The sequence below is a fragment of the Kluyvera sp. CHPC 1.251 genome (assembly GCF_036759945.1).
Lineage (GTDB): Bacteria > Pseudomonadota > Gammaproteobacteria > Enterobacterales > Enterobacteriaceae > Kluyvera > Kluyvera sichuanensis.
Genome location: NZ_JAPKIC010000001.1, coordinates 354,943 through 374,279 on the forward strand (window position 1 = coordinate 354,943; position 19,337 = coordinate 374,279).

General features: G+C 55.0%; 17 protein-coding genes. All 17 read left to right on the plus strand.

All coding sequences use genetic code 11. The features are described from left to right. Nucleotide 1 precedes the first annotated feature (1 nt). The 17 genes from wcaB to galF all read left to right on the plus strand — a co-directional run bounded on the left by wcaB (nt 2) and on the right by galF (nt 19,151). Nucleotides 2-490, plus strand: a complete 489-nt coding sequence (wcaB, locus tag V6940_RS01545) for a colanic acid biosynthesis acetyltransferase WcaB (RefSeq protein WP_333494986.1) — start codon at nt 2-4, stop codon at nt 488-490. Continuing rightward, on the plus strand, nt 487-1,704 hold the full coding sequence (gene wcaC, locus V6940_RS01550) for a colanic acid biosynthesis glycosyltransferase WcaC (RefSeq protein WP_333494580.1): 1,218 nt from the start codon (nt 487-489) through the stop codon (nt 1,702-1,704). Before wcaB ends, wcaC begins: the two co-directional genes overlap by 4 nt. Beyond that, the gene (gene wcaD / locus V6940_RS01555; protein ID WP_333494987.1) at nt 1,679-2,902 is read left to right on the plus strand and encodes a colanic acid polymerase WcaD; all 1,224 of its coding nucleotides are present in this window, start codon (nt 1,679-1,681) and stop codon (nt 2,900-2,902) included. Before wcaC ends, wcaD begins: the two co-directional genes overlap by 26 nt. A gap of 8 nt (nt 2,903-2,910) precedes the next feature. Further along, nucleotides 2,911-3,657, plus strand: a complete 747-nt coding sequence (gene wcaE, locus V6940_RS01560; RefSeq protein ID WP_333494581.1) for a colanic acid biosynthesis glycosyltransferase WcaE — start codon at nt 2,911-2,913, stop codon at nt 3,655-3,657. Between the two features lie 9 nt (nt 3,658-3,666). Then, the gene (gene wcaF, locus V6940_RS01565; protein WP_333494582.1) at nt 3,667-4,209 is read left to right on the plus strand and encodes a colanic acid biosynthesis acetyltransferase WcaF; all 543 of its coding nucleotides are present in this window, start codon (nt 3,667-3,669) and stop codon (nt 4,207-4,209) included. A gap of 105 nt (nt 4,210-4,314) precedes the next feature. Continuing rightward, the gene (gene gmd, locus V6940_RS01570) at nt 4,315-5,436 is read left to right on the plus strand and encodes a GDP-mannose 4,6-dehydratase (RefSeq protein ID WP_333494583.1); all 1,122 of its coding nucleotides are present in this window, start codon (nt 4,315-4,317) and stop codon (nt 5,434-5,436) included. A 2-nt stretch (nt 5,437-5,438) separates the two neighbouring features. Further along, entirely contained in the window at nt 5,439-6,404 is a 966-nt protein-coding gene (fcl, locus tag V6940_RS01575; protein WP_333494584.1) for a GDP-L-fucose synthase, read from the plus strand. Nucleotides 6,405-6,407: 3 nt separating this feature from the next. Beyond that, nucleotides 6,408-6,887: a GDP-mannose mannosyl hydrolase gene (locus V6940_RS01580; protein ID WP_333494585.1), complete on the plus strand. Its 480-nt coding sequence runs from the start codon at nt 6,408-6,410 to the stop codon at nt 6,885-6,887. Next, nucleotides 6,884-8,107, plus strand: coding sequence for a colanic acid biosynthesis fucosyltransferase WcaI (wcaI, locus tag V6940_RS01585; RefSeq protein WP_333494586.1), 1,224 nt, complete (start codon nt 6,884-6,886; stop codon nt 8,105-8,107). Before V6940_RS01580 ends, wcaI begins: the two co-directional genes overlap by 4 nt. Before the next feature lie 3 nt (nt 8,108-8,110). Then, complete coding sequence (gene cpsB / locus V6940_RS01590; protein WP_333494587.1) at nt 8,111-9,547, plus strand: mannose-1-phosphate guanyltransferase; 1,437 nt, start codon at nt 8,111-8,113, stop codon at nt 9,545-9,547. 106 nt (nt 9,548-9,653) lie between these two features. Further along, complete coding sequence (gene cpsG, locus V6940_RS01595) at nt 9,654-11,024, plus strand: colanic acid biosynthesis phosphomannomutase CpsG (protein ID WP_333494588.1); 1,371 nt, start codon at nt 9,654-9,656, stop codon at nt 11,022-11,024. Between the two features lie 112 nt (nt 11,025-11,136). Continuing rightward, on the plus strand, nt 11,137-12,531 hold the full coding sequence (gene wcaJ, locus V6940_RS01600) for an undecaprenyl-phosphate glucose phosphotransferase (RefSeq protein WP_333494589.1): 1,395 nt from the start codon (nt 11,137-11,139) through the stop codon (nt 12,529-12,531). 9 nt (nt 12,532-12,540) lie between these two features. Then, the gene (gene wzxC, locus V6940_RS01605) at nt 12,541-14,019 is read left to right on the plus strand and encodes a colanic acid undecaprenyl disphosphate flippase WzxC (protein ID WP_333494590.1); all 1,479 of its coding nucleotides are present in this window, start codon (nt 12,541-12,543) and stop codon (nt 14,017-14,019) included. Between the two features lie 182 nt (nt 14,020-14,201). Continuing rightward, nucleotides 14,202-15,482 carry a colanic acid biosynthesis pyruvyl transferase WcaK gene (gene wcaK / locus V6940_RS01610; RefSeq protein ID WP_333494591.1) on the plus strand — a complete coding sequence of 427 codons (1,281 nt, stop codon included), beginning with the start codon at nt 14,202-14,204 and terminating at the stop codon, nt 15,480-15,482. Then, nucleotides 15,479-16,699: a colanic acid biosynthesis glycosyltransferase WcaL gene (gene wcaL, locus V6940_RS01615; protein ID WP_333494592.1), complete on the plus strand. Its 1,221-nt coding sequence runs from the start codon at nt 15,479-15,481 to the stop codon at nt 16,697-16,699. The genes wcaK and wcaL overlap by 4 nt, the downstream gene beginning before the upstream one ends. A gap of 9 nt (nt 16,700-16,708) precedes the next feature. Next, complete coding sequence (wcaM, locus tag V6940_RS01620; RefSeq protein WP_442910768.1) at nt 16,709-18,112, plus strand: colanic acid biosynthesis protein WcaM; 1,404 nt, start codon at nt 16,709-16,711, stop codon at nt 18,110-18,112. Nucleotides 18,113-18,257: 145 nt separating this feature from the next. Then, on the plus strand, nt 18,258-19,151 hold the full coding sequence (gene galF, locus V6940_RS01625) for a UTP--glucose-1-phosphate uridylyltransferase GalF (protein WP_333494593.1): 894 nt from the start codon (nt 18,258-18,260) through the stop codon (nt 19,149-19,151). Nucleotides 19,152-19,337: the final 186 nt, after the last annotated feature.

The window sequence follows — 19,337 nt, forward strand, 5'->3', positions numbered from 1 at the left end:
GCTGCTGGAAGATTTACGCGCCAATAGCTGGAGCCTGCGCCCGTGCTGCATGGTCACCGCTTATCGCATTGCCCATTTCTGCTCGGTGTGGCGTAAGAAAAACGTGCTCAACAATCTGTGGGCCGCACCAATTCTGGTGCTTTATCGCCTCATCACCGAATGCGTCTTTGGCTATGAAATTCAGGCGGCGGCGACCATTGGCCGACGCTTCACCATTCACCACGGCTATGCAGTGGTGATCAATAAAAACGTTGTGGCGGGGGATGACTTAACCATTCGCCACGGCGTAACGCTCGGCAACCGCGGCCCGAATAGCCTGGCCTGCCCGACGTTGGGTAACGGCGTGGAACTGGGTGCCAACGTAGTCATCATCGGTGGCATCACCATTGGCAATCAGGTGACTATCGGCGCGGGTAGCGTGGTGCTGGACGATATTCCCGACCATGCGCTGGTGGTGGGCGAAAAGGCACGAGTGAAGGTAATTAAATGAATATTCTGCAATTTAACGTGCGTCTTGCTGAAGGTGGCGCGGCGGGCGTGGCGCTGGACCTGCATCAGCGTGCGCTGCGTCAGGGGCTGTCCTCGCAGTTCGTCTACGGCTACGGTAAGGGCGGCAAAAAGAGCGTCAGCCACGAGCGTTATCCGCAGGTGGTAAAACAGACCGCGCGTCTGACGTCGATAGCAAACCTGGCGCTGTTTCGCCTGTTTAACCGCGACCTGTTTGGCAACCTGAATAACCTTTATCGTCAGGTGACCCGTACCGAGGGGCCGGTGGTGCTGCATTTTCACGTAATGCACAGCTACTGGTTGAACCTGGCGGAGATTATTGATTTCTGCGAGCGCATTAAGGCGCACAAAACGGACGTCACGCTGGTCTGGACGCTGCACGACCACTGGAGCGTGACCGGGCGCTGCGCGTTTCTCGACGGCTGCGACGGCTGGAAAAACGGCTGTCTGAAGTGCCCGACGCTCGACAACTATCCGCCGGTTAAGGTGGATCGTGCGCATCAGCAGGTGGAGGAAAAACGTCATCTCTTCCGCCGTATGCTTGCGCTAGGCTGCCAGTTTATCTCCCCGAGTCAGCACGTGGCCGAAGCGTTTAATAGCCTTTACGGCCCAGGACGCTGCCTGATTATCAACAACGGCATTGATGTTGCCACCGAAGCGATTCTGGCGGAGCTGAAGCCAATGACGGAAACCGCGCCGCGGCCGAAAATTGCCGTCGTCGCCCACGACCTGCGCTACGACGGTAAAACCAACCAGCGCCTGGTGCGCGACATCATGGCGCTCGGGGATAAGGTGGAAATTCATACCTTCGGTAAGTTTTCACCGTTTGAAGGTGCGAACGTGGTGAACCACGGTTTTCTCACCGACAAGCGCCAGCTGATGAGCGAACTCAACCCGCTCGATGCGCTGCTGTTTAGCTCCCGCGTTGATAACTACCCGCTGATCCTCTGCGAAGCGCTCTCCATTGGCGTGCCGGTCATTGCCACCCACAGCGAGGCGGCAAAAGAGGTGCTGGAAAAATCCGGCGGCCATACGGTTGACGAAAGCGCGGTGCTTTCGCTGGTGCAACTGCCAAAAGCGGAGATTGCTGAAGCGGTGTTTGGCACTACGCTCGGCGCATTCAGCGCCCGCAGCCGTAAGGCCTATAGTGGACAACAGATGCTGGAGGAATATGTCTCGTTCTATCAGAGTCTGTAGCTATCTGCTGCTGCCGTTAATCTATCTGCTGGTTAACGTGAAGCTGGCGCAGCTCGGCGAGAGCTTCCCCATCACCATTGTGACCTTCCTCCCGCTGCTGCTGCTGCTGTTTGTTGAACGCATTAACCTGAAAAAACTGATGATTGCCCTCGGGCTTGGCGTGGGGTTAACGCTGTTCAACTATGTATTCGGCCAGTCGCTGGACCCGAGCAAATACGTCACCTCAACGATGCTGTTTGTCTACATCGTTATCATCATTGGTATGGTCTGGAGCATTCGTTTTAGAACCATTTCACCGCATAACCACCGTAAGCTCCTGCGCTTCTTTTACGTGGTTATCGGCATCGTGGTGATGCTGGCGGCCCTTGAAATGGTGCAAATTATTCTCTCCGGCAGCAGTAGCCTGATTGAGATGATTTCGAAATATCTTATTTACAGTAATAGCTATGTACTGAACTTTATCAAATTTGGCGGGAAGCGCACTACGGCGCTCTATTTCGAACCGGCATTCTTCGCTCTGGCATTAATCTCAATTTGGCTTTGCATCAAACAGTTTGGTATCAAAACCCCAAAATCTGATGCTATGATTCTCGCAGGGATAATTCTTTCAGGATCGTTCTCCGGGGTAATGACATTTATCCTGTTTTATCTGCTGGAGTGGGCGTTTCAGTATCTAAACAAAGAGGCAATCCAAAAGAAATTACCGTTGGCAATTATTTCTTTAGGCGCGTTTTTTGTTGGGTTGATATTTGCTGGCCCCTATATTGCAGAACGTGTTGGCGATCTGGGGACGGAAGGGTCTTCATCGTATTACCGTATTATTGGTCCACTGGTGATGGTCGGTTATTCATTAACCAGTGTTGATGGGGTAGTGCGTTTTGGTTCTCTTTATGAATATGTTGCATCATTCGGAATATTTAACGGTGCGGATGTTGGTAAAACCATAGACAATGGTCTGTATCTGTTAATGATCTATTTTTCCTGGTTTGCCGTGATATTAACAATCGGCTACCTGTATTACGTTTTTAAAATGTTCGTTAACGCTTTTGGGAATAATCGCAATTTCGCCGTGCAGCTGTATCTCTTTACTCCGGTATCACTATTTTTTACCGGTTCGATATTTAGCCCGGAATATGCATTTTTAATTGTGTGTCCCTTTATTCTGCGTAAAGCGCTGAATATTGCCGACAGCAGATGAGGTGGAACATGTTGTTAAGTGTGGTGACCGTGGCGTTTCGCAACGTTGAAGGCGTGATGAAAACCTGGCGTTCGCTGGCCCATCTGGCGAACGATCCCAGTCTCGCTTTTGAGTGGATTGTGGTGGACGGCGGCTCAGAAGATGGCACCGCGGAATTTCTCGAAAAACGTAATGGACAGTACCAGTTACGCTACGTCAGTGAGCCGGATAAAGGGCTGTATGACGCGATGAATAAAGGCATTCGCATGGCGCAGGGCAAGTTCGTTTTGTTCCTCAACTCCGGCGACAGCTTTCACCCGGACGTCTCGCAGTTTGTCCGCCAGCTTCGCGGTAAAAGCGATGATGCCATGTATCTCGGTGATGCGATGCTCGACTTCGGTGATGGTACCCAGATTCGCCGAAATGCGAAGCAGGGCTGGTATATTTACCACAGCCTGCCAGCGAGCCATCAGGCTATATTTTTCCCGCTGCGTGGGTTGAGAAATTATCCATATGATGTGCAGTATCGTGTGTCGTCAGATTATGCATTGGCCGCCAGAATGTATAAATCAGGCTATGCCTTTAAGCGAATTAAAGGTTTGGTCTCTGAATTTTCAATGGGCGGCGTGTCAACCACGAATAATCTGCAATTGTGCCAGGATGCCAAAAAGGTACAGCGAGAAATATTGCGCATGCCTGCCGTGCTGACAGAATTATCTTATTTATTACGCCTGCGGACGACCGGAAAAACCAAAGCCTTATATCACAAAGCATAAGGAAACAGGATGCAGGAATTATCTGGCTTTACGGTGCCCAGAGGTTTTCGCGGTGCCGGGGGCATTAAAGTTCAAATCTGGTGGGCGGTGCAGGCGACATTATTTGCCTGGTCCCCGCAGATACTCTATCGCTGGCGCGTATTTTTATTACGCTTGTTTGGCGCAAAAATAGGAAAAAACGTAGTGATTCGCCCTTCGGTAAAAATCACCTATCCGTGGAAATTAACCATCGGTGATTATGCCTGGGTCGGGGATGACGCCGTGTTATATACCCTCGGCGATATTACCCTTGGGGCAAATTCAGTCGTCTCGCAGAAATGTTATTTATGCACCGGCAGCCACGATTATCAGAGCGCGCATTTTGATATTAATGCCACGCCAATTGTGGTCGGTGAAAAATGCTGGCTGGCAACGGATGTTTTCGTAGCTCCCGGCGTCACGATTGGCGACGGCACCATCGTGGGTGCACGAAGCAGCATTTTTAAATCGCTACCGGCAAATGTGATTTGCCGTGGCAATCCCGCCGCAGTGGTGCGGGCGCGGGAAAGTTGAGGCTTGGCCCCTCACCCTAACCCTCTCCCCCGAGGGGAGAGGGTCGGGGTGAGGGGAAACCCCGCAGCATTACCACAACATCCTAATTAACGAAGGAAATTTATTATGTCGAAAGTCGCTCTCATTACCGGCGTTACCGGGCAGGATGGTTCTTATCTGGCGGAATTGCTGCTGGAAAAAGGGTATGAAGTTCACGGGATCAAACGTCGTGCTTCCTCCTTTAACACCGAACGTGTCGATCACATCTACCAGGATCCGCACAGCAGCAACCCGAAATTTCACCTGCACTATGGCGATTTGACCGACAGCTCCAACCTGACGCGTATTCTGCAGGAAGTGCAGCCGGATGAAGTGTACAACCTCGGCGCGATGAGCCACGTGGCCGTGTCGTTTGAATCCCCGGAATATACCGCCGACGTGGATGCGATGGGGACGCTGCGCCTGCTGGAAGCCATTCGCTTCCTGGGGCTGGAGAAGAAAACCCGTTTCTATCAGGCGTCTACCTCTGAACTGTACGGCCTGGTGCAAGAGATCCCGCAGAAAGAGACCACGCCGTTCTATCCGCGATCTCCGTATGCTGTTGCCAAACTTTATGCTTACTGGATCACCGTCAACTACCGTGAATCCTACGGCATGTACGCCTGTAACGGCATCCTGTTCAACCACGAATCCCCGCGCCGCGGCGAAACCTTCGTGACCCGCAAAATCACCCGCGCGATTGCCAACATTGCTCAGGGGCTGGAGAAGTGCCTGTACCTCGGCAACATGGACTCCCTGCGTGACTGGGGCCATGCCAAAGACTACGTCAAAATGCAGTGGATGATGCTGCAGCAGGAACAGCCGGAAGATTTCGTTATCGCCACCGGCGTGCAGTATTCCGTGCGCCAGTTTGTTGAAATGGCGGCAGCACAGCTCGGCATCAAACTGCGCTTTGAAGGCAAAGGCGTAGAAGAGAAGGGGATTGTGGTCTCCGTGACCGGTCACGATGCGCCGGGCGTCAAGCCGGGTGATGTGATGGTTGCCGTTGACCCACGCTACTTCCGTCCGGCTGAAGTGGAAACCCTGCTGGGCGACCCAACCAAAGCGCATGAAAAACTGGGCTGGAAACCGGAAATCACTCTGCAGGAGATGGTCTCTGAAATGGTCGCCAAAGACCTTGAAGCGGCGAAAAAACATTCCCTGCTGAAATCCCACGGTTACGAAGTGGCGATCGCGCTGGAGTCTTAAGCATGACCAGAGAACGCATTTTTGTGGCGGGCCACCGGGGAATGGTGGGCTCTGCCATCGTCCGACAGCTTGAGCAGCGCGGCGACGTGGATCTGGTTCTGCGCAGCCGCGATGAGCTTAACCTGCTGGACAGCCGCGAGGTGCATGACTTCTTCGCCCGCGAAAATATCACTCAGGTGTATCTGGCGGCGGCGAAGGTGGGCGGTATTGTCGCTAACAACACCTTCCCGGCAGACTTCATCTACGAAAACATGATGATTGAAAGCAACATCATTCACGCGGCGCATACGCACAACGTGAACAAGCTGCTGTTCCTCGGTTCATCCTGCATTTACCCGAAAATGGCCAACCAGCCGATGCACGAAAGCGAGCTGCTGCAGGGCACGCTGGAAGCCACCAATGAGCCGTACGCGATTGCTAAAATCGCCGGCATCAAGCTGTGCGAATCCTACAACCGTCAGCACAACCGCGACTATCGCTCGGTGATGCCGACCAACCTGTACGGGCCGAACGATAACTTCCACCCGAGCAACTCCCACGTGATCCCGGCACTGCTGCGCCGCTTCCACGAGGCGGTACAGAAGAACGATGCTGACGTTGTGGTGTGGGGCAGCGGTACGCCGATGCGCGAGTTTCTTCACGTCGATGATATGGCGGCTGCCAGCATCCACGTGATGGAGCTGGACCGCAGCGTGTGGCTCGAAAATACCCAGCCGATGCTGTCGCATATTAACGTCGGCACCGGCGTTGACTGCACCATCCGTGAGCTGGCGCAGACGCTGGCGAAAGTGGTGGGCTTCAAAGGCCGCGTGGTGTTTGACGCCACCAAGCCTGATGGGACGCCGCGCAAGCTGCTCGACGTATCGCGTCTGCATCAACTCGGCTGGTATCACGAGATTTCACTGGAGGCTGGGCTTGCCAGCACCTACCAGTGGTTCCTCGAAAACCAGCACCGCTTCCGGGGGTAACGCATGTTTCTGAGCGAGGAGGCGTTTGCCACCGTAGTGCAGTCTACGCCGCTGATTTCCATCGACCTGATCGTGGAGAACGCGCAGGGTGAGTTTCTGCTGGGTAAACGCACCAACCGTCCGGCGCAGGGATACTGGTTTGTCCCCGGCGGACGGGTACAGAAAGATGAACCGCTGGCCGAGGCGTTTGCTCGCCTCACCCAGGCGGAACTGGGGCTAAGCCTGCCGATGACGGCGGGCCGCTTCTACGGGGTCTGGCAGCATTTTTATGACGACAACTTCTCGGGGGCGGACTTCTCAACTCACTACATCGTACTGGGGTTCCGCCTGCAGGTGGACGCCAACGCGCTCACGCTTCCGGAAGCTCAGCATAACGACTATCGCTGGATGAGCCCTAAGGCGCTGCTGGCGGCGGATAACGTCCATGAAAACAGCCGCGCCTACTTCCGGGTCGACAAAATGGCCGAGGTACCGGGCTTATGAAGATTCTGGTGTATGGCATTAACTACTCACCTGAACTGACCGGCATCGGTAAATACACCGGCGAAATGGTGGAGTGGATGGCGCGTCAGGGCCACGAGGTGCGGGTGATTACCGCACCGCCGTACTACCCACAGTGGCAGGTTGGCGTGAACTACTCCAGCTGGCGCTATCGCCGGGAAGAGGGCGAGGCCACCGTGTGGCGCTGCCCGCTGTACGTACCGAAGCAGCCCTCGACGCTCAAGCGTCTGCTGCATCTTGGCAGCTTTGCGCTCAGCAGCTTCTTCCCGCTGATGGCCCAGCGACGCTGGAAGCCGGATCGCATTATCGGCGTGGTGCCGACCCTGTTTTGCACGCCGGGCATGCGCCTGTTAGGCAAACTCTCCGGGGCGCGCACGCTGCTGCATATTCAGGATTATGAAGTTGACGCGATGTTAGGGCTCGGCATGGCCGGTAAAGGCAAGTCCGGCAAGGTGGCGAAACTTGCCAGCGCCTTTGAGCGCAGCGGCCTGCACAACGTCGACAACGTCTCGACCATCTCGCGTTCGATGATGAACAAAGCCTGCGAGAAGGGCGTTCCGGCGGAGAAGGTGATCTTCTTCCCTAATTGGTCTGAAGTTTCCCGCTTCCGCGAGGTGCCTGAAACGCTGGTTATCGCGCTGCGTCAGCGACTGGGTCTACCTGATGACCGCAGGATAGTGCTTTATTCCGGCAACATTGGCGAAAAACAGGGGCTGGAAAGTGTCATTACCGCCGCTGAACAGCTCCGCGAGCAGCCGCTGCTGTTTGTGATTGTCGGCCAGGGCGGTGGCAAAGCGCGGCTGGAAAAGATGGCCGCCGAACGCGGGCTGGATAACGTGAAGTTTCTGCCGCTGCAGTCTTATGACGATTTACCCGCCCTGCTGGCGATGGGCGACTGCCATCTGGTTATCCAGAAGCGCGGCGCGGCAGATGCGGTACTGCCATCCAAATTGACCAATATTCTGGCGGTGGGCGGCAACGCGGTGATCACCGCAGAGGCGGACACTGAGCTTGGACAACTTTGTCTCGACAACCCAGGCATCGCGGTGTGCGTTACGCCTGAATCGGTTCCGTCACTGGTGGAAGGGATTGAACAGGCGCTGAGCATGCCAAAACGCAACGCGGTAGCCCGCGCTTGGGCAGAACGCTCGCTCGAAAAAGAGCACGTTCTTAACCAATTTATTGCTGATATTCGGGGTTAAACGATGAGTCAATCTACGCTTTTCCCGGTCGTGATGGCCGGTGGCTCGGGCAGCCGCCTGTGGCCGTTGTCCCGAGTGCTGTACCCCAAGCAGTTCCTGTGCCTGAAAGGGGATATGACGATGCTGCAGGCCACGGTTAACCGCCTGGAAGGGGTGAGATGCGCGAGCCCGGTGGTTATCTGCAACGAGCAGCACCGTTTTATCGTCGCCGAGCAGTTGCGCCAGCTGAACAAGCTGACCGAAAACATCATTCTGGAACCCGCTGGGCGCAACACCGCCCCGGCGATTGCGCTGGCCGCACTGGCTGCTATGCGCCGTGAGCCGGATAACGACCCGCTGATGCTGGTGCTGGCGGCAGATCACGTTATCCAGGACGAAGACGCTTTTCGCGCAGCGGTGCGCGATGCCACACCGTACGCCGAAAGCGGAAAACTGGTGACGTTCGGTATCGTGCCGAGCCTGCCGGAAACCGGCTACGGCTATATTCGTCGCGGCAACGTGAGCCCGGCGGCCGGTGAGGCGCTGGCTTTTGAAGTGGCGCAGTTTGTCGAGAAACCGAACCTTGATACCGCTCAGGCCTACGTCGCCTGTGGTGAGTACTACTGGAACAGCGGCATGTTCCTGTTCCGCGCCGGGCGTTACCTGGAAGAGCTGGGCAAATATCGCCCGGACATTCTGAGTGCCTGTGAAAAAGCGATGAACGTTACCGACCCGGATCTCGATTTTATCCGCGTCGAAGAAGAGGCCTTCCTGAGCTGCCCGGACGAGTCTATCGACTATGCGGTGATGGAACGCACCAACGACGCGGTCGTGGTGCCGATGGACGCCGGCTGGAGCGACGTGGGTTCCTGGTCATCGCTGTGGGAAATCAGCAACCATACGCCGGAAGGCAACGTGCACCACGGCGATGTGATCAGTCATAAAACCGAAAACAGTTACGTCTACGCGGAATCTGGTCTGGTGACGACCGTTGGGGTAAAGGATTTGGTGGTGGTGCAGACCAAAGACGCGGTGCTTATCGCCGATCGCAACGCGGTGCAGGACGTGAAAAAGGTGGTCGAGAAAATTAAGGCTGATGGCCGTCACGAACACCATATCCATCGTGAAGTCTATCGCCCGTGGGGCAAATACGACTCTATCGACTCCGGCGATCGCTACCAGGTGAAGCGCATCACCGTGAAGCCGGGCGAGGGACTCTCTCTGCAGATGCATCACCACCGGGCCGAACACTGGATTGTGGTGGCCGGCACCGCCAAAGTGACCCTCAATGATGAGGTCACCCTGCTGGGTGAAAACGAATCCATCTACATCCCGCTGGGCGTGACTCACTGCCTGGAAAACCCGGGGAAAATCCCGCTCGACCTGATTGAAGTGCGCTCAGGCGCCTACCTCGAAGAGGACGACGTGGTGCGATTCGCCGACCGCTACGGGCGCGTGTAGCGCGCCTATTCTGCCGGATGGCGCTGCGCCATCCGGCAATTCACGATATGAAAAATCATGACCCTCACCGGTCAGGGCCAACCGTTGCCTGAAGAAAGGTAAAAACATGAAAAAGCTGACCTGTTTTAAAGCCTATGACATTCGCGGCAAGCTGGGCGAAGAGCTGAATGAAGAGATTGCCTGCCGCATTGGTCGCGCCTATGGCGAGTACCTGAAACCGAAAACCGTGGTGCTGGGCGGTGACGTACGCCTGACCAGCGAAGCGTTGAAGCTGGCGCTGGCACGCGGCCTGCGCGATGCGGGCGTGGACGTGCTGGATATCGGCCTTGCCGGTACCGAAGAGATCTATTTCGCCACCTTCCATCTCGGCGTGGACGGCGGCATTGAAGTGACCGCCAGCCATAACCCGATGGACTACAACGGCATGAAGCTGGTACGCGAAGGCGCGCGTCCTATCAGCGGTGATACCGGGCTGCGTGACATTCAGCGTCTTGCTGAAGAGAACTTCTTCCCGCCGGTGGACGAAGCAAAACGCGGCAGCTATCAGCAAATTAACCTGCGCGATGCCTACGTTGACCATCTGCTGGGCTATATCGACGTTAAAAACCTGACCCCGCTTAAGCTGGTCATCAACTCCGGTAACGGCGCGGCGGGCCCGGTCATTGATGCGCTGGAAGCCCGCTTCAAGGCACTGAATGTGCCGGTCAGTCTGATTAAGGTGCATAACAACCCGGACGGCAACTTCCCGCACGGCATTCCTAACCCGCTGCTGCCGGAGTGCCGCGACGACACCCGCGATGCGGTGCTGAAGTACGGCGCCGATATGGGTATCGCCTTTGACGGCGACTTCGACCGCTGCTTCCTGTTCGACGAGCAGGGGCAGTTTATCGAAGGCTATTACATCGTTGGCCTGCTGGCGGCAGCCTTCCTTGAGAAAAACCCTGGTGCGCGCATCATTCACGACCCGCGCTTGTCGTGGAACACCGTTGACGTGGTGACCGCCGCAGGCGGTACGCCGGTGATGTCGAAAACCGGTCACGCATTTATCAAAGAGCGCATGCGCAAAGACGACGCAGTGTACGGCGGCGAGATGAGCGCCCATCACTATTTTCGTGATTTTGCCTACTGCGACAGCGGGATGATCCCGTGGCTGCTGGTGAGCGAACTGCTGTGCCTGAAGGGCAAAACCCTGGGGCAACTGGTGCATGACCGCATGGCGGCGTTCCCGGCAAGCGGGGAAATCAACAGCCAACTGAAAGCGCCGTCTGAGGCGATTGCTCGGGTGGAGGCGCATTTCGCTGGCAGCGCGCTGGAGATTGACCGCACCGACGGCATCAGCCTGGCGTTCGCCGACTGGCGCTTCAACCTGCGTTCGTCGAATACCGAGCCGGTGGTGCGCCTGAACGTGGAGTCTCGCGGCAATACGCCGCTGATGCAGGCGCGAACGCAGGACATTCTGGCGCTGCTTAATCAGTAACAACTGCCCCCTAACTCTCTTCCCACAGGGGAGAGGGGACCATCCGGTTTTCTCCCTCGCCCCTGTGGGGAGAGGGCCGGGGTGAGGGGGAACACATTGAATAGGACCAACGATGACGACTCTAAAAAAGCGCGAACGAGCCAAAACGAATGCATCGTTAATCTCCATGGTGCAACGTTTTTCAGATATCACCATCATGATAGGTGGGCTGTGGCTGGTGTGTCAGGCTGTCGCGTTGCCGTTTTTGTACCTGCATCTGCTGATGGCGCTGGTCACGCTGGTGGTGTTCCAGATGATCGGTGGGATCACCGACTTTTATCGCTCATGGCGTGGTGTCCGTATCACCACCGAGCTGTTGCTGCTGCTGCAAAACTGGACGTTGAGCCTGGTTTTTACCGCCGGGCTGCTGGCGTTTAACGATGACTTCAACACCAACTTCGCCATGTGGCTGGCATGGTATCTGCTGAGCACCATTGGCATGCTGGCCAGCCGAGCGTTTATCCGCTACGGCGCGGGCGTGCTGCGCCATCGCGGCTACAACACCCGCTATGTAGCGGTAGCCGGTGATATGCCGGAAGGGCAGGCGCTGCTGGAAAGCTTCCGTAATCAACCGTGGCTTGGCTATGCGGTAGTGGGCTGCTATCACGATGCAAAACCGGGCGGCGTGAATACCGACTGGATGGGCAACTTCGAGCAACTGCTTGACGACGCCCGCTGCGGCAAGATTCACAACGTCTATATCTCCATGGCGATGCAGGACGAGCAGCAGATCAAAAATCTGGTGCGCGATCTCGCCGACACCACATGTACCGTGCTGCTGATCCCGGACGTCTTCACCTTTAACATTCTGCATTCCCGCGTTGAAGTGGTGAACGGCATTCCCGTCGTTCCGCTGTACGACACCCCGCTATCCGGCGTAAACCGCATCCTGAAACGACTGGAAGATATCGTGCTGGCTAGCGGCATTCTGCTGCTTATCTCTCCGGCACTTTGCTGTATTGCGCTGGCGGTGAAGCTCAGCTCGCCGGGGCCGATTATTTTCCGCCAGACTCGCTACGGCATGGATGGCAAACCTATCAAGGTATGGAAATTCCGCTCCATGAAGGTGATGGAGAACGACAAGGTGGTGACCCAGGCGACGCAAAACGACCCGCGCGTGACCCGTGTGGGCAACTTCCTGCGCCGGACCTCGCTCGATGAACTGCCGCAGTTTATCAACGTGCTCACCGGCGGGATGTCGATTGTTGGCCCACGTCCGCACGCCGTGGCGCATAACGAGCAGTACCGTCAGCTGATTGAAGGCTACATGCTGCGTCACAAAGTGAAGCCTGGCATCACCGGCTGGGCGCAGATCAACGGCTGGCGCGGCGAGACTGACACCCTGGAAAAAATGGAGAAACGGGTGGAGTTCGACCTCGAATACATCCGCGAGTGGAGCCTGTGGTTCGACATCCGTATTGTTTACCTGACGATTTTCAAAGGCTTTGTCAACAAAGCGGCGTATTGAGGTAGCGAGATGAGCCTGAGAGAAAAAACCATCAGCGGCGCGAAGTGGTCAGCGATGGCCACGGTGATCATCATTGGCCTAGGCCTGGTGCAGATGACCGTGCTGGCGCGCATTATCGACAATCACCAGTTCGGTTTGCTGACCGTGTCGCTGGTGATCATCGCGCTGGCGGATACGCTGTCGGATTTTGGCATTGCCAACTCCATTATTCAGCGTAAAGAGATTAGCCAACTTGAGCTCACCACACTTTACTGGCTCAACGTTGGGCTAGGGATCGCGGTGTTCGCACTGGTGTTCTCATTGAGCGGCGTGATTGCCAGCGTCTTGCACAACCCGGATCTTGCCCCGCTGATACGCACGCTGTCGTTCGCCTTTGTGGTGATTCCTCACGGGCAGCAGTTCCGCGCGCTGATGCAAAAAGAGTTGGAGTTCACCAAGATTGGCATGATTGAAACATCAGCCGTGCTGGCCGGATTTACCTTCACCGTGGTCAGTGCCCATTTCTGGCCGCTCGCTATGACCGCGATTTTAGGCTATCTGGTCAACAGCGCGGTACGCACGCTGCTGTTCGGCTGGTTTGGCCGTCGGATTTATCGTCCCGGCTTCCACTTTGCGTTGTCTTCTGTCTCCTCAAATCTGCGCTTTGGCGCATGGCTGACGGCAGATAGCATCATCAACTATGTGAATACCAACCTGTCTACGTTGGTGCTGGCACGCATTTTGGGCGCAGGCGTCGCCGGGGGATATAACCTGGCTTACAACGTGGCGGTGGTGCCACCAATGAAGCTCAACCCGATTATCACGCGCGTTCTGTTCCCGGCGTTTGCCAAAATTCAGGATGACACCGCCAAACTGCGTGTGAACTTCTACAAGCTTCTATCGGTTGTCGGGATTATCAACTTCCCGGTGCTGCTTGGCCTGATGGTGGTCAGCAATAATGTGGTGCCGCTGGTGTTTGGAGAAAAGTGGGTGAGCATCATTCCTATCCTGCAACTGCTGTGCGTGGTCGGTCTGCTGCGCTCGGTAGGCAATCCGATTGGTTCCCTGCTGATGGCGAAAGCACGCGTTGATATCAGCTTTAAATTCAACGTCTTCAAAACCTTCCTGTTTATCCCAGCGATTATCGTTGGCGGGCATCTTGCGGGTGCTTTGGGCGTGACGCTGGGATTCCTGTTGGTTCAAATTATTAACACCGTGCTGAGCTACTTCGTGATGATTAAGCCCGTGCTGGGCTCCAGCTATCGCGAGTACATCCTGAGCCTGTGGCTGCCGTTCTATCTCTCGCTGCCGACGCTGGCGGTGAGCTATGGGCTGGGCGTTACGCTGGGCGGCGAGCTGGCTCTGCCGTTGTTGCTGGTGACACAGATTGCGGCCGGGGCGTTGGCCTTCGCGCTGATGATTGTGCTGTCGCGCCATCCGCTGGTGGTGGAGATGAAGCGCCAGTTTTGCCGCAGCGAAAAAATGAAAGTGCTGATGCGGGTGAGCTGATTTCGCCTTACCCCGGCCCTCTCCCCAAAGGGGCGAGGGAGAAAAACATAGACTGCTCGATCTGCTCCCTCTCAATAAGAGGCGGGGTAGAAAAGTATAGACCGCTCGATCTGTCCCCTCTCCCTTTCAGGGAGAGGGTTAGGGTGAGGGTACAAACGAGAAAACCCCCTTTAGAGGTCAACATGAAATTACTGATCCTTGGCAACCACACCTGCGGGAACCGCGGCGACAGCGCCATTCTGCGCGGCCTGCTGGATGCCATTAACACCCTGAATCCGGATGCTGAAGTCGATGTGATGAGTCGCTATCCGGTCAGTTCGTCGTGGCTGCTGAATCGCCCTGTAATGGGCGATCCGCTGTATGCGCAAATGAAGCAGCATAACAATGTGGCTGGGGTGATGGGGCGAGTGAAAAAAGTTCTGCGCCGTCGCTATCAGCATCAGGTGCTGCTTTCCCGCGTGACCGACACCGGCAAGCTGCGCAACATTCGTATTGCTCAGGGTTTCACCGATTTCGTCCGTCTTCTCGGCAACTATGATGCCATCATACAGGTGGGCGGTTCGTTCTTTGTCGATCTTTATGGCGCGCCGCAGTTCGAGCATGCGCTCTGTACGTTCATGGCGAAAAAGCCGCTGTACATGATCGGCCACAGCGTGGGGCCGTTCCAGAATGAGCAGTTCAATCAGCTGGCAAACCATGTATTTGACCAGTGTGATGCGCTGATCCTGCGTGAATCCGTCAGCCTCAACTTAATGCAGCGTAGCAATATAACGACCGCGAAAGTGGAGCAGGGGGTCGATACGGCCTGGTTGGTGGATCACCATGACGGAGATTTCACCGCCAGCTATGCCGTTGAACACTGGTTCAACAAAATTGGTCAGCAGAAAAGCGTCGCGATTACGCTTCGCGAACTGGCACCGTTCGACAAGCGTCTCGGCACCACGCAGCAGGCTTATGAAGAGGCCTTCGCGAGCGTGGTGAACCGCGTTATCGATGCCGGGTATCAGGTGATTGCGCTTTCAACCTGCACCGGCATCGACAGCTACAACAAAGACGACCGCATGGTGGCGCTCAATCTGCAAAAACATATTCAAGACCCGTCGCAGTACCACGTGGTGATGGACGAATTGAACGATCTGGAAATGGGCAAAATCCTGGGTGCCTGCGACCTGACCGTTGGAACTCGCCTGCATTCGGCGATTATTTCGATGAACTTCGGCACGCCTGCGATAGCGATTAACTACGAACACAAATCCGCGGGCATTATGCAGCAGCTCGGCATGCCTGAAATGGCGATGGACATTCGCCACCTTCTGGACGGCAGTCTGGGCGCGATGTTAGCGGATACGCTGGGCCAACTGCCTGCTATCAACGAACGTTTGCAAATCGCAGTAAAAGCAGAACGAGCCAATGGCATGCAGATGGTGAAATCAGTGCTGGATCGCATTGGGGAGGGCAAATGAAGGTTGGTTTCTTCCTGCTGAAATTCCCGCTGTCATCAGAAACCTTTGTTTTAAATCAGATAGTGGCGTTTATAGAGATGGGCTACGAGGTGGAAATTGTCGCGCTGCTTAAAGGCGACATGACGAATACTCACGAAGCCTTCACGCGCTATAGCCTGGCTGAGAAAACCCGTTGGCTGCAGGACGAGCCGGAGGGGAAACTCGCCAAACTGCGCCAGCGAGCCGCGAATACGCTGAAAGGGCTGGGGCGCAGCGCCACCTGGCGGGCGCTTAATATCCGTCGTTACGGTGATGAGGCGCGTAACCTGATCCTTTCTGCTATCACCGCACAAAATCCCTGTCCTTATCAGGCGGATGTGTTCATCGCCCACTTTGGCCCGGCGGGCGTAACGGCGGCGAAATTACGTGAACTCGGCGTGATTCGGGGCAAAATTGCGACTGTGTTTCACGGTATCGATATTTCAAGCCGGGAAGTGCTTAGTCACTACACGCCTGAATATCAGCAGCTTTTTCATCGCGGCGATTTGATGTTACCCATCAGCGAACTTTGGGCGCGGCGATTACAGACGATGGGCTGCCCACCGGAGAAAATCACGGTTTCAAGGATGGGCGTAAACATGGATCGCTTTGCGCTGCGGCCCGTAAAAGCGCCAGGCGAGACGCTGAAAATTATCTCCGTGGCACGTTTAACCGAGAAAAAAGGCCTGCACGTAGCCATTGAAGCCTGCCGCCAACTGAAAGAGCAGGGGGTGCGTTTCCATTACCGCATTTTGGGAATTGGCCCGTGGGAACGCCGACTGAAAACGTTGATTGAGCAGTATCAACTGGAGGATGTGGTGGAGATGCCGGGTTTCATGCCAAGCCATAAGGTTAAGGCAATGCTCGATGAAGCCGATGTCTTTTTGCTGCCCTCTGTCACCGGAGCCGATGGTGATATGGAAGGTATTCCCGTGGCGCTGATGGAGGCGATGGCGGTGGGGATCCCGGTGCTGTCCACCTTGCACAGCGGCATTCCGGAACTGATCGACACCAGTGAGTCTGGCTGGCTGGTGCCAGAGAACGACGCTCCAGCGCTGGCGGCAAGGCTGAGTGAACTGGGCGGCTGTGATTGCCACAGCCTGCAGCCGGTGGTGCAGAAAGCCCGTGCCAAAGTGGAATCTGAATTCAATCAGCAGCTGATTAATCAACGGCTCGCCAGTCTGCTGCAAACGCTGTAAAGAGGTCGCATGTTGGTAAAAAAATCCTCCCTGACACGACGTTCCTTCCTGACGGCCGGTACCGCACTGGCCGCTCTTCCTTTGCTGCAAAGCCCGCTGGCTCGCGCTGCCGCGCGGGGTGGAGCGGCAGATATTCGCACGTTCAACACCAGTAACGACTGGATCAAAGCCTTTAATTATGCCTTTCAGGCGAACGATGTGGTCGAAGTCCCGAAAGGTGTGGTGTGTGACAACATCAACACCAGAATTATTATGCCGCCGGGCAAAACGCTTCAGATTAGCGGGGCGCTGAAAGGTAACGGCAAAGGACGATTCGCCTTACAGGATGGTTGTAAAATCGTTGGTAGCGAGGGCCGGTTGAACAATATTTGCCTGGATGTTCGGGGCTCTGACTGTGTGATTCAGGGCGTGACGATGAGCGGTTATGGCCCGGTTGCGCAGATCTTTATCGGTGGTAAAGACAAACGCACCATGCGTAACCTGCTGATTGATGACATCACGATAACCCAGGCCAACTACGGTATTTTACGTCAGGGGTTTCATAACCAGATTGATGGGGTGAAAATTACCAACGGTCATTTTAGCCAGCTGCAGGGAGATGCGATTGAGTGGAATGTCGCTATTAACGATAAGAATCTCCTCATTTCTGATCACGTTATCGATCGCATCGACTGCACCAACGGTAAAATCAACTGGGGCATTGGTATAGGTCTTGCTGGCAGCACTTATGACAACGGCTATCCCGAAGATCAGGCTGTGAAGAATTTTGTCGTTGCCAACATCACCGGCAGCAACTGTCGCCAGTTAGTTCATGTGGAAAACGGTAAACACTTTATTATCCGTAATGTTAAAGCCAGCAATATCACCCCGGATTTCAGCAAAAAGGCGGGGATTGATAACGCGACGGTGGCGATATACGGCTGCGATAACTTCATCGTCGAAAACGTCGATATGGTCAACAGCGCCGGAATGCTTATCGGCTATGGCGTTATCAAAGGCAACTATCTCTCTATCCCGCAAAACTTCCGCCTCAATGACATTCATCTGGATAATTCGACGCTGGCCTACAAGCTGCGCGGATTGCAGATTTCCTCAGGTAACGCGCAGTCGTTTGTCGCGATCACCAACCTCACGCTGAAGCGGGCTTCCCTGGAACTGCACAATAAACCACAGCATCTGTTCATGCGTAATATCAGCGTGATGCAGGATTCTGACCGTGGCGCTGCGCTTTCGATGAATTTTGATTTGCGAAAAGATGTGCGCGGTAAGTTTATGGCCCGCGACGACACGCTGCTTTCACTCGCAAATATCAAAGCGGTGAATGAGGACGGACAGCGTTCGGTGGATATCGACAGGGTTGATCAGCATAGCGTGAACTTCAGTGGGTTAAATTTCAGTCTACCCGGGCGTTAAATCCGACGATTCCTGGGAAAGGGAGTTAACTCCCGGAATCATCCGGAGGTTTTCTCAACTTTTGCCAGGTATTATCAAAAAAACATGCTGGATTAAACAGCCTGACTGGCTATAATTCTTCAACCATTTCTAGGTGGAACTAATAATGATTAATTTGAAAGCAGTTATTCCGGTAGCAGGTCTCGGGATGCATATGCTTCCTGCCACAAAGGCCATTCCTAAAGAGATGCTGCCGATCGTCGATAAGCCAATGATTCAGTACATTGTCGACGAGATTGTTGCTGCAGGGATCAAAGAAATCGTCCTGGTCACTCACGCTTCCAAGAACGCGGTAGAGAACCACTTCGACACCTCATATGAACTGGAATCACTTCTGGAGCAGCGCGTAAAACGTCAGCTTCTGGCGGAAGTACAGTCTATCTGCCCTCCGGGCGTAACCATCATGAACGTGCGTCAGGCACAACCGTTGGGCCTGGGCCACTCTATTCTCTGCGCTCATCCAATCATCGGCAACAACCCATTTGTGGTGGTGCTGCCAGATATCATTCTGGATAGCGCGACCGCCGATCCTCTGCGCTATAACCTTGCCGCGATGGTGGCTCGCTTCAGCGAAACGGGTCGTAGCCAGGTTCTGGCTAAGCGCATGGAAGGCGATCTCAGCGAATATTCAGTGATTACCACCAAAGACCCGCTGGAAGTGGAAGGCAAAATCAGCCGTATCGTTGATTTCATTGAGAAACCCGATCAGCCACAGACCCTGGATTCGGACCTGATGGCCGTTGGCCGCTACGTTCTTTCTGCCGATGTCTGGAAAGAGCTGGAGCAAACCGCGCCGGGCGCGTGGGGGCGTGTGCAGCTGACCGACGCTATCGCCGAACTGGCTAAGAAGCAGTCCGTTGACGCGATGTTGATGACAGGCGACAGCTACGACTGTGGCAAGAAGATGGGCTATATGCAGGCCTTTGTTCAGTATGGACTTCGTAACCTGAAAGAAGGCGCTAAGTTCAGAGAAAGCATCAGGAAATTATTGGTAGACTGATTCCGACAGGACAGTATTCCAGACTAAACGGCAGGTAACGTCATAGTGCAAACGAAACACACTTATGACGATACCGCCGTTTTTTTCTTTTAAAATCAGTATGTAATCCCTGTCTTAAAAGTTGTCGTTTCAGTCTTAAAAATGGGATTTGTCCTTGTTTTGCGGTCGGATTCGGACCACAATAAT

Bases quoted from the DNA above. Each gene is read 5' to 3' on its own strand.
- wcaD (WP_333494987.1), top strand. From the start codon at position 1,679: ATGTCTCGTTCTATCAGAGTCTGTAGCTATCTGCTGCTGCCGTTAATC.
- wcaJ (WP_333494589.1), top strand. From the start codon at position 11,137: ATGACGACTCTAAAAAAGCGCGAACGAGCCAAAACGAATGCATCGTTA.
- cpsB (WP_333494587.1), top strand. From the start codon at position 8,111: ATGAGTCAATCTACGCTTTTCCCGGTCGTGATGGCCGGTGGCTCGGGC.
- wcaM (WP_442910768.1), top strand. From the start codon at position 16,709: ATGTTGGTAAAAAAATCCTCCCTGACACGACGTTCCTTCCTGACGGCC.
- cpsG (WP_333494588.1), top strand. From the start codon at position 9,654: ATGAAAAAGCTGACCTGTTTTAAAGCCTATGACATTCGCGGCAAGCTG.
- galF (WP_333494593.1), top strand. From the start codon at position 18,258: ATGATTAATTTGAAAGCAGTTATTCCGGTAGCAGGTCTCGGGATGCAT.
- wcaL (WP_333494592.1), top strand. From the start codon at position 15,479: ATGAAGGTTGGTTTCTTCCTGCTGAAATTCCCGCTGTCATCAGAAACC.
- wcaI (WP_333494586.1), top strand. From the start codon at position 6,884: ATGAAGATTCTGGTGTATGGCATTAACTACTCACCTGAACTGACCGGC.
- wcaC (WP_333494580.1), top strand. From the start codon at position 487: ATGAATATTCTGCAATTTAACGTGCGTCTTGCTGAAGGTGGCGCGGCG.
- V6940_RS01580 (WP_333494585.1), top strand. From the start codon at position 6,408: ATGTTTCTGAGCGAGGAGGCGTTTGCCACCGTAGTGCAGTCTACGCCG.
- wcaE (WP_333494581.1), top strand. From the start codon at position 2,911: ATGTTGTTAAGTGTGGTGACCGTGGCGTTTCGCAACGTTGAAGGCGTG.
- wcaF (WP_333494582.1), top strand. From the start codon at position 3,667: ATGCAGGAATTATCTGGCTTTACGGTGCCCAGAGGTTTTCGCGGTGCC.
- wcaK (WP_333494591.1), top strand. From the start codon at position 14,202: ATGAAATTACTGATCCTTGGCAACCACACCTGCGGGAACCGCGGCGAC.
- fcl (WP_333494584.1), top strand. From the start codon at position 5,439: ATGACCAGAGAACGCATTTTTGTGGCGGGCCACCGGGGAATGGTGGGC.
- wzxC (WP_333494590.1), top strand. From the start codon at position 12,541: ATGAGCCTGAGAGAAAAAACCATCAGCGGCGCGAAGTGGTCAGCGATG.
- gmd (WP_333494583.1), top strand. From the start codon at position 4,315: ATGTCGAAAGTCGCTCTCATTACCGGCGTTACCGGGCAGGATGGTTCT.